Genomic DNA, 9,170 nt, shown 5'->3' on the forward strand with positions numbered 1-9,170 from the left:
GTATCGTCGGCAGCGTCAAATGAGTATAAGAGACAGCTTCAAAAGGCTCATCAAGAGGCCAAAAATCGCTTGGCCAACCATCATGCTTCTGGTTTCGGCTTATGGGGTATTTGGTCTGACTGTTTTCGCATATGTCGAAGGCATATTACCCCTGATTTGGGCTATCCTGTTTAACACCATTGCATCCTACATGGCCTTCACCGTGGCACATGATGCCACCCACAGCGCAATATCCTCCAATCGCTGGGTGAATGACTGGGCTGGCCGTGCCGGCATTGCACTTCTCGAACCTACGCCTGTCTTTCTGATGTTCCGTTACATTCACATGCAGCATCACAAATTCACAAACGACGAAGCAAAAGATCCCGATGCTTATTGTGGGACTGGTCCGACATGGCTTCTGCCCTTCAAATGGCTAACGTTGGACTTTGTCTATTTCAGAGAATATCTGAAGCCCGAGGTTTTCCGGAGAAGACCAAAAAAGGAGCGCCGGGAATTCTATTTGGCGGTTCTTTTCGGTGCCGCAGTAATCGCGGCCATAACCCTCGCCGGGTGGCTCGGATATTTTCTGCTGCTATATTTTGTCCCGACCCGCATCGCCAAATTGGTCGTCACCTTCACCTTCGACTTCCTGCCGCACTATCCACATGAAATAAGCGCTAAGGAAGACCGTTTCCGGTCCACTTCAAACCGCGTGGGCATGGAGTGGCTGATGACCCCGATATTCCTGTATCAGAATTATCACCTCGTGCATCATCTCTATCCCACAGTGCCATTTTATCGTTACCTCAAAATCTGGAACGCGCGGAGGATTTATCATGAGACGCAAAACCCCGCGATCACTGACACCTTTTCGCTAAAGCCACGGGGCGTATCCGACTAACCGCCAAAAAGCGAATAACGCAGGCCTCTGGCCTTCGGCTTTTTTTGATCCTCTGGCAATTTGCAGATCCGGTCCATTCGGGTGATCGAACCGTCAGCATATTCCCACACCAGCTGCTCGCCGTCCATATAGCGGCGCACGGCGACTGGACCCCAGCCAAAGACATTGAAATCCAACTTGCCAGCGCGCCATTTCATACTGGCAGAGGTGCGGTTGCAATATTCTTTGCCGCCGATGGTAAACAGCACAGAACCCTCAGTATCATCAGTGTTAAAATGCCCTGTTTTGTTGCTTCCGGAATCGTGGATGATACCGGCAGTCGTGATGACCGTGCGATCGCCGCATTGTTCAACGCGTTCGACATGGCCGACCTTGGCATTTTCATCACCGTTTACGCCAATCCACAACCCGCGTATATCATCCGCTCCTTCCACCAATGGCTCTGTGCATTTCGCCAATATGGGTAGTGGGAAGTGATCATAGGCGCAGCCCGGCGTATTGCCCTTGGCAATATCCGCCGCCATTTTCCCGCTGCCATCCAGCTCTGGAATTTCACAATAGTTGATGGTGCTGCCATCTCCGGCCAACGTTTCTGGGTCAGTGGTGAGCGGCGGGCGCGGGGAGAAAAAGGCGAGCCAGAACAGGAATAGGAACAGCAATAATAATGCGCCTGAAATTCTAAGTGTCCATTTTTTCATATTCCGCCCCTACTCGCTCTGGCCCTTGCGCCTTGCGCGCGCATAAAGGACGAATGGCAGCAAGGTTAGTACCAAGAGAATCCCGATCAGGATCGCCGGCCCAGCACGTTCGCGCAATCCATTGAGAGCGACCTGCTGCTGCGCGTTGAAGCCTTTCGGAACGGGAAGTACGCCATTGTCTTTTGTATATCGGACATAAGCATTGAGCATGTCCTGAAAGCGTTTCGGCTCACGTTTCGACAGATCGCGCGTTTCGCTGGGGTCTTCGACTATATTGTATAGGTACCATTTGCCATCACCGACAGGACCGCGGTTTAGGACGATTTTGTAATCACCCTGAAACAGCGCGCTGTTGCCGCCCAGTTCATAGCCAATCGGCTCATCGGGATCATAAATGCGATTCTGCTCACCTTTGATCAGCGGCAGAAGGCTGCGCCCGGTGATCGGTTCAATCTTGCGGCCGCCGTATCGCAGTTCGCCAAATCTCGGTTCTGGTGCTGCTGTCCCGGCAAGCTCTAATATGGTTGGCGCTATGTCGGTCGCAAAAGTGAAGGCGCTCGTCATGACAGATTGCGATGGCAGTCTTTCACCCGCAATGATCAATGGCACTCGCATACCGCCCTCGCCGGAATAGAATTTATAGTAAGACAAAGGCGATGCAGCGGCGCTGGCAAAGCTGGGGCCAATGCTGTTGAAACTTCCTTTCAGGCCGAGCGTTTCGTAGTCATTTTTATATCCTTGTCTGCCGAGCGCAAATCGGGTGACTGTGGTATCAGGGTGGACCGGTCCGCTGGGCTCCGCGCCATTGTCGGAAGTGAACACGAATATCGTGTTTTCATATTCGCCAATGTCTTTCAGATGCGAAATCAACCGCCCAATGTGAAAGTCCATCGCCTCGACCATTGCCGCATAGACCGCCATGCGTTTGGCCTGATATTTTTTCTGTGCTGGCGTCAACGCATCCCAATCGGCAGTGGTTTGCATATCAACCATCGCACTGTTTTTGGGAACCAGTCCAAGTTCAACCGCTTTCAAATAACGCTGCCGCCGGAGCTCATCCCATCCGCCATTATAGGTGTCCATGTAACGGTCGATAAATTCCTGCGGTGCCTGTACGGGCAGATGAACGGCCTGAAAGGGCACATAGGCAAAAAATGGTTTGCCATCCGACGCATTGCTGTCGATAAATTCTATGGTCTTGTCGATCAGAAAACGCGACGAATAGAAATCATCGGGCAGCGTCGTGCGCTTGCCATCGGCGAACCAATTGGCCTGCTCATAAATCGGCAGATAGGGTTTTTGTTCCCAATTATCCGCGCCGGAATCTGCCATGATAAAGCTGCGCTCAAAACCGCGCGCGCTGGGCAACAGGTCGGGTGTCATCCCCAGATGCCATTTCCCGGCAATATAGGTGTGATAGCCCTGATCTTGCAAAAGTGTTGCGATAGTCACCACATTGCGGCTCAACACGCCGCGATAATTCGGGTGCTGCGTCTGCTCGGGCGGGAGCATTTCCGGGATATTCGGAACGCCGGCGCGGTGACTGTCAACGCCGGTCAGCAGCATGGCGCGCGATGGCGCGCAACTGCCTGCGGTATGATAGTTGGAAAAGCGAAGACCTTGGGCCGCAAGCGCCGATATGGTTGGCGTGTTGATTTCGCTGCCGTAGGGAGCAGTATCCGTGAAGCCCAAATCATCAGCCAGAATGAAGACAATATTGGGGCGAGAAGCTTGGGCGGCGGCGGACCCAAAAACCGTCAAAAGCACACTGGCAAAGGCCGCACAGAACAGTTTGAAAGCGGGATTCTTCATTCTGGCTTTTGCGCCGGAACTTGCGAATTTTCAGCCGTTAGTTTCTTTGACGCAATTAAAAGCAATGTGCCGATTATGATTTCAGGAACGATAAACTGCATCATCAACGAAGCTCCGTGAAAGAGCCAGGCCAGGGTTCTGAATAGGGCGGCAGCGAAAACCAAAGTTGCGCATGCCAAAAACCATTCGCGCTTCCTAGTCACCAGGCCGAGCAGGACAAACAGCCCCATGCCGATAAAGAATGCGCCTATATCGCCAATCTGTGTGCTGAGAGCAGCACCGCTGAATAGCGACATATCGAACGCTTCTGCTGCTCCCGACGGATCGACCGCCCAACGAAGCCCTGTTACAAGGAAATTCAGGGCAATCAGTCCGATCAGCACCCAAAGGACAATGCGCAACGCCTTTTTCATTCTGCAGATTTCCCTTTTTCCGGAGATGGAGCTTCAGGCAGTTTTGAGATGATCTCCATCATCCTGTGGGCGGTGACATGGCCGCTATTTTGGTTCTGGCCGGTCACAAAACGCTTTTCATCATCTACAACAACATGAGTAGCAAACATGTCGCGAAAGGCGGTTTGATTTTCATAAAGCGCGCCTGCCTTGCGCAGCTCTGTCTCCGGATGCATGGGTGTAACATCAATGCCCAGTTCCTTGACCTGCTTGTCACTGACACCGGTTATTTTCCGGCCAGCGATGATAAGATTGCCATCATCATCTTTCGCTTTGATCAGGCCCAGTGCACCGTGGCAGACAGAGCCGATAATCGGTCGTTTGGCAAAATAGGCCTCGCTGATTTTTTCTCCGAGCTTTTCGGAATAACCAAGATCGTATGCAGCTCCCCAGCCGCCGGCGATAAAAATGGCGTCATATTGAGTGAAGTCGAGATCATCGATCTTGATGCTGTTCTTGATCTTGCCCCGTAGAACCGGATCATCCAAATAACGCTTGTCCTCTGGCGTAATCACCATCCGACCCAAAGTCTGAGGATCGACGGGAATCTTGCCACCTTTGATGCTAGCTATGTCCACATCCATCCCAGCGTCCAGAAAGCCGTAGTAGGGATGGGTAAACTCAGATGCCATCACGCCAGAGGGATCGCCTGTTTTTTCGCCCGGTTTGTTAAGCACGCCATGATTGGTGGCGATGATGAGCGCTTTTTTGCCGGGCAGTTTGTAGATCGGCCCGTTATAGTCGGGATGCATTCCGAGAGCGTGAATGATGGACGGTGCAGCGATAGCCAACATGACTATGCTGAGGGCCAACAGGCCCGTGATGGTTAGCAGTTTCTTTTTCACCGGCAGCCTCACGAAGAGTTAGAACTTGATCAACACCATCTATTATGGCACTTATGATGTCAATAGATAGTACGGTAATAAGGAACCGACTCCATGACCAAACCCCACCTTCTCTATGGCATGGCCGGATCACTCTATACCGGCAAAGTGCGCGCCTATATGCGGCAGAACCATATTCCATTTGTCGAACACAAAGCGGGTGGCAAGCATTTTACCGAACAGATTGTACCGCGAGTGAACCGTTGGATCATTCCCGTGGTTGAGACGCCAGACGGTGAATTGGTTCAGGACGGCACAGTGATCCTTGATCACTTTGAGAAAAGCGGTGCAAGCGGGAAATCCATCCACCCAAAAACACCGGTGATGCGAGCGGTGGCACATTTGTTTGAGCTATTCGGCGGCGAAGGCCTGTTGCGCCCCGCCATGCACTATCGTTGGAATTTTGACGAAACAAACCTGTCCTTCTTGCGCGATACCTTTCGCGATGTGCTGCCCGATGGGCTTGGCCCTGAGGGAGAGGCAGCGGCTTTTGATCATGCCAGCGGAAGGATGCGGAAAGCGGCAGTTGCCTTCGGCGTGACGTCAGAAACATTTGCAACGGTTGAAGAAAGCTACGCTGATTTTCTCTCACGCTTTAATGCGCATTTGCAACAAACACCTTTCCTGCTTGGCGGCTATGCGACTATCGGAGATTTCGGGCTGTTTGGACCGCTCTATCCGCATCTGGCACGCGATCCCAAGCCGCTCCACCTTATGCAGACTACTGCGCCGCGTGTGTTCCGCTGGACCGAGCGGATGAATATGCCAGAGACGTTTGTCGACGAGGAGGTGGAGCAGGCCGGTGATGAGCTGTTCACCGACAATGAGATTCCCGATACGCTCAAATCGCTAATGAAATTTGTCGCCGATGAATATCTGTCTGAAATTACGGCTCATGTTAAATTTGCCAACGGGTGGCTGGATGAAAATGCAGAAACCGATCCCAGCAAGATGCGGCTTGGACGCGGTATTGGCATGACCAGTTTTGATTGGCGTGGACATGAAATTTCAACTGCAGTCATGCCCTATCGTTTTTTCCTGCTCCAGCGTCTCAGCGATTGGGTAGAGGGTCTGGATGAGGCAGGAAAAATAGCTGTTCGTGCACTCTTTGCTGAGACCAGGCTGGAGTCGATCCTCGATCTCAAGACCACCCGCCGCGTGGAGCGGAAGAACCACCTGGAAGTCTGGACAGATTGATTGGTGGACTGTCGCGTTGGATGCAAAAGCAGGTTTCAACTCTTTGAAACATTACCTGTACGCTGCATCGGGCGAGTTTTCCTCAAGGCGCTGTCGAACTACAAACTAGGAGCTACTACGCATATGCGAGCGTCCGCTTTTGCGCCCAAAGCGGACATAACCGGACCTTCCGCTGTCGGCCCAATAGCAGAAATTGTAATATTCCTTGAATGCGAGCGCGACCTCAGTTCATCGCACTTTCGCCTAACGAAAATGGGCTTTCGATTTATGTGTCATAACCCACTGATTAAAGATGCATATCCGATGGGGTTTTACACATGGGTTTATTTGATCAATTTGGACATACATTGAGGCTATTTTTGACATCAATAAAACTCGCTGGTAGCGAGTAATTTGGTCTGTAAGCAGATATTTCAAGGGAATTCTTTGATGGAAAACAGTGAAGAACAAATAGCTGCTTGGTCAAAAAAGGCAGAGATGAATGATTATCGTTGCGACATTTGCGGTGAGCTTATCGGTTACGACGAACGTGAGACTTATTTTGAAACCAAATACTGCGCAACTCACGCTAATCGCATGAGCAAGGACGATTAGGTTTTCAAAACCGTTGAGCCCAATCAACGGTCGATTCTCATTTCGACAACCTGTCCTCCCTCCCCTTCGCGCGTCAAGATGATGTAACGCCTGGTTCCTTTTTCCCAAGTGTAATTGCAGAATGCTTCTCCAGTGCCGCTACAGCTATCAGTTTCTTTGTATTGATGGGCAGTGCAATCATGATATTCCGGATCATCAGCGCATAGTTTGGCCTTTTCACTGCTGATCCTTGGTTTGAAGCCAGCGCTAATTAACCTCCTGCGAAATTCTGCATAGGCCATACCAGGTTCCGCTCCACCATATTCACTTTCTTGTTTATTCTCGGTGCGCGAGCGTGATTGCTGATATCCGTTTGAGCCAACTGCACAGCGATGCCATTCCATTTCAGCCTCACTTTGACCTTCTTTACCATCACAAAGGCCCGCATCGCTCATTTTCATTCCAAATGCAGTTCGCGCATCGCAGACTTCTTCTGTTCTGTCGCCAACCCCGCCTCTGCACTGGCTATTCAGCTTTTCATACTGAGCGATAAGTTTTTGGTCTGATGTCGAGAGACCCTTGGGCGTGCTCGCTTTCGCTTTGGCTGTTCGACTATCGAATGATGCATCATTGGACGAAGCATCATCCGCAGTATCAGGCCTACATTCTGCCAGAGCCGCACCAATGGAAGGGTTCGTCTGATCGATTTCCAGATCAAAGTCGCCATTTTGCAAAGGCAGCCTTATCAATACGAATGAAGCATCCAATAAATTGCTGTTCGGCTTATACAGCGCTGGCAAGGCCAACTTAATCTGATTGTTAAAGTCCTTTGGTGTTGCCGAGACTGTAGCAGAGGGTTTTTGATCTGCTCGGACAAGAATTTCAGATACGGTTATGATATTGCCATAGGCATTCTGCCCTGTCCGGGTTCTGAATGGCAGTCCCTCTCCGTCTGACCCAAATGCTGTGAAGGTGTAGACCATCTGTTTGCTGCCACGGCACTGAACCTGAGCCTCTATTTTGGTGGTTTCAGTTTCAAATGTTTTTTGAGCGATACGAGATTTAGCATCCGTGAATTTATCGACGTTGCTAACGACCGACCAACCGTCGCTGTCTGATGACGCGCTGTCGGTCGATTGCTCTGACGAACAAGCGACCAAGTTTAGTGCACATCCGAAGATAACTGGAAGCAGCAGCGTATTCTTCATTAGACGTCTCCTCTGATTGAATTCAGACGAAGTACAGGCAAATTTACTGCATTGGATTGTGACTGGGGAGGTATGGAAATGGACGGCTGGGTCATTGCTAGCCTCTCGCAAAGTTGACGAAGAGGCAGGCCCGAAGCCGGGTGTTAGTAACCCTGCGCACGCACAAGGCGCCGCCACCTTTAGGCGAACCCTGGACATACGTAACGGCCACCCGGCCGAAATAGATTCGACCGGCGCGTGCGTTGTGGAGGTTACTAAGCCTCACAGCTGGGACTTACCTAGCTGCGAGGATTGGATAGCCGCTATCAGTTGGATTCGCAATAACGGGAGTGAGCATAGCTGCTTAGCCCTGCATGAACGAATATGTCCATGCAGGGCTATGTTTTATGTGACCGTTCAATGAAGACTCTTACGCAGCTTTGGCGACCAGCTTGACGGGCTGCTTTGCCTGCGGCGGCTTGATCTTCCACTTTCCACCAGATGAAGCTGCAAGTGATTCCTCGACCAGCGGATCAAGCTTCGTCCAGTCGGTATAGCGGTCATACAGTGCGGCGGCGTAGTCCTGCTCGCCAGCCCAGCCGAGGGCTTCTATGAACTGTTCCAGCTCAATGGATTGGAACGGAACTTTGACACCACCCTTAGTGTCCAAATGCGCCGCATAGAGCCTCGATGCGTGCTGCACAGGCAGATTATGGCGCGGTCCAATAGTGATGAACCGTGCCTCAGCCCAGTCACCGCGCTCCAAAGCAGCATAGGCAAGCAGATGTTGCCGAAATAGCTGTTGGATAGGGTTCGTCCGTAGGACAGCCGACATCGGGTCTTTGAACAGTCCTGATGAAGGAGCCAATGTTTCATAGCGGGGATTGAGTTCGGACGGTGCTGTTTCAAACATGCTCTCGCTATATTTGACTTCAATGCCGATAAAACCAGCCTTCCCATCGCCGCGTTCGTACAAGATGGCGACGTCAAAGGCGGTGCGGTCACCTGTAAGGTTATCATTCCGGCGTCCAGGGCTGTGCTCAAACAGCACTTTGGTTACTGAGGACAGGTCAATGTCAGGAACAAGGCTACGAACCACCTGAGCAGCCAGCTTCACGTCAAACTTTAGTGGCGCGAACATATTGAAGGTAAGCGGCATAGATGAAAGCAGGTTGCCGTAGAGGCGGCCCTGCTCAATCAAAGCACCGGATTCTTGATAGGCGACTTCACGGCGGGTCATGTCGGCTATGCCGGGGGTCATGAAATTGCGCCCCTTGGCAGCGGTCTTGCCGTCGATTAGAGAGCCCATTTTGCGCTTATCGTCATTCTTGCCGACGAAGGTGCCAATGGGCAGTCCTTGTTCTTCACGCCAGATGGCCTGCAGCAACCTCGCGCAGGAACGAAAGCGGGTGTCATATTTTTCATGAACGTCATGCTGCTTGAGCACATCGTCAGGAACCAACGGCAAATTATCGTTGGTGGGC

The 9,170-nt window shown here is 51.5% G+C and carries 9 protein-coding genes (1 of these 9 running past the window's edge); 3 read left to right on the forward strand and 6 right to left on the reverse strand.

Features of this window, described 5'->3' with window-relative positions:
• Positions 1-883, forward strand: an 883-nt coding sequence (locus G6Q15_RS07515) for a fatty acid desaturase (RefSeq protein WP_205518118.1), incomplete at its 5' end; no start/stop codon positions are given.
• On the opposite strand, the gene G6Q15_RS07520 is transcribed toward G6Q15_RS07515, so the two are convergent.
• The 4 genes from G6Q15_RS07520 to G6Q15_RS07535 are packed head-to-tail and all read right to left on the reverse strand — an operon-like array spanning position 880 to position 4,690.
• Positions 880-1,581 (reverse strand): hypothetical protein, encoded by a 702-nt coding sequence (locus tag G6Q15_RS07520; RefSeq protein ID WP_164117349.1) that lies wholly within the window; start codon positions 1,579-1,581, stop codon positions 880-882. The two genes, G6Q15_RS07515 and G6Q15_RS07520, sit on opposite strands and share 4 nt — an antisense overlap.
• 9 nt (positions 1,582-1,590) lie before the next feature.
• Positions 1,591-3,393 carry an arylsulfatase gene (locus G6Q15_RS07525; protein ID WP_164117351.1) on the reverse strand — a complete coding sequence of 601 codons (1,803 nt, stop codon included), beginning with the start codon at positions 3,391-3,393 and terminating at the stop codon, positions 1,591-1,593.
• A complete protein-coding gene (locus G6Q15_RS07530; RefSeq protein ID WP_164117353.1) occupies positions 3,390-3,806 on the reverse strand; it encodes a hypothetical protein in 417 nt (138 codons plus the stop codon). Before G6Q15_RS07530 ends, G6Q15_RS07525 begins: the two co-directional genes overlap by 4 nt.
• The gene (locus G6Q15_RS07535) at positions 3,803-4,690 is read right to left on the reverse strand and encodes a type 1 glutamine amidotransferase domain-containing protein (protein ID WP_205518119.1); all 888 of its coding nucleotides are present in this window, start codon (positions 4,688-4,690) and stop codon (positions 3,803-3,805) included. Before G6Q15_RS07535 ends, G6Q15_RS07530 begins: the two co-directional genes overlap by 4 nt.
• A 93-nt stretch (positions 4,691-4,783) precedes the next feature.
• On the opposite strand from G6Q15_RS07535, the gene G6Q15_RS07540 reads away from it, so the two are divergent.
• Both G6Q15_RS07540 and G6Q15_RS07545 read left to right on the forward strand, forming a co-directional pair.
• Positions 4,784-5,926, forward strand: a complete 1,143-nt coding sequence (locus tag G6Q15_RS07540) for a glutathione S-transferase family protein (protein WP_164117355.1) — start codon at positions 4,784-4,786, stop codon at positions 5,924-5,926.
• A 429-nt stretch (positions 5,927-6,355) separates the two neighbouring features.
• Entirely contained in the window at positions 6,356-6,520 is a 165-nt protein-coding gene (locus G6Q15_RS07545) for a hypothetical protein (protein WP_164117357.1), read from the forward strand.
• Positions 6,521-6,543: 23 nt separating this feature from the next.
• Here G6Q15_RS07545 and G6Q15_RS07550 read toward each other — a convergent pair whose 3' ends face one another.
• On the reverse strand, positions 6,544-7,707 hold the full coding sequence (locus tag G6Q15_RS07550; RefSeq protein ID WP_164117358.1) for a hypothetical protein: 1,164 nt from the start codon (positions 7,705-7,707) through the stop codon (positions 6,544-6,546).
• Positions 7,708-8,116: 409 nt separating this feature from the next.
• Positions 8,117-9,170: the 3' portion of a hypothetical protein gene (locus G6Q15_RS12315; protein WP_164117360.1), read on the reverse strand. 17 nt of this gene lie beyond the right edge of the window; the window shows 1,054 of its 1,071 coding nt (coding positions 18-1,071); its start codon lies beyond the right edge, outside the window; the stop codon is at positions 8,117-8,119.

The sequence above is a fragment of the Sphingorhabdus sp. Alg239-R122 genome, from assembly GCF_900537065.1.
Lineage (GTDB): Bacteria > Pseudomonadota > Alphaproteobacteria > Sphingomonadales > Sphingomonadaceae > Alg239-R122.

Bases quoted from the DNA above. Each gene is read 5' to 3' on its own strand.
- G6Q15_RS07520 (WP_164117349.1), bottom strand. From the start codon at position 1,581: ATGAAAAAATGGACACTTAGAATTTCAGGCGCATTATTATTGCTGTTC.
- G6Q15_RS07525 (WP_164117351.1), bottom strand. From the start codon at position 3,393: ATGAAGAATCCCGCTTTCAAACTGTTCTGTGCGGCCTTTGCCAGTGTG.
- G6Q15_RS07530 (WP_164117353.1), bottom strand. From the start codon at position 3,806: ATGAAAAAGGCGTTGCGCATTGTCCTTTGGGTGCTGATCGGACTGATT.
- G6Q15_RS07540 (WP_164117355.1), top strand. From the start codon at position 4,784: ATGACCAAACCCCACCTTCTCTATGGCATGGCCGGATCACTCTATACC.
- G6Q15_RS07545 (WP_164117357.1), top strand. From the start codon at position 6,356: ATGGAAAACAGTGAAGAACAAATAGCTGCTTGGTCAAAAAAGGCAGAG.
- G6Q15_RS07550 (WP_164117358.1), bottom strand. From the start codon at position 7,707: ATGAAGAATACGCTGCTGCTTCCAGTTATCTTCGGATGTGCACTAAAC.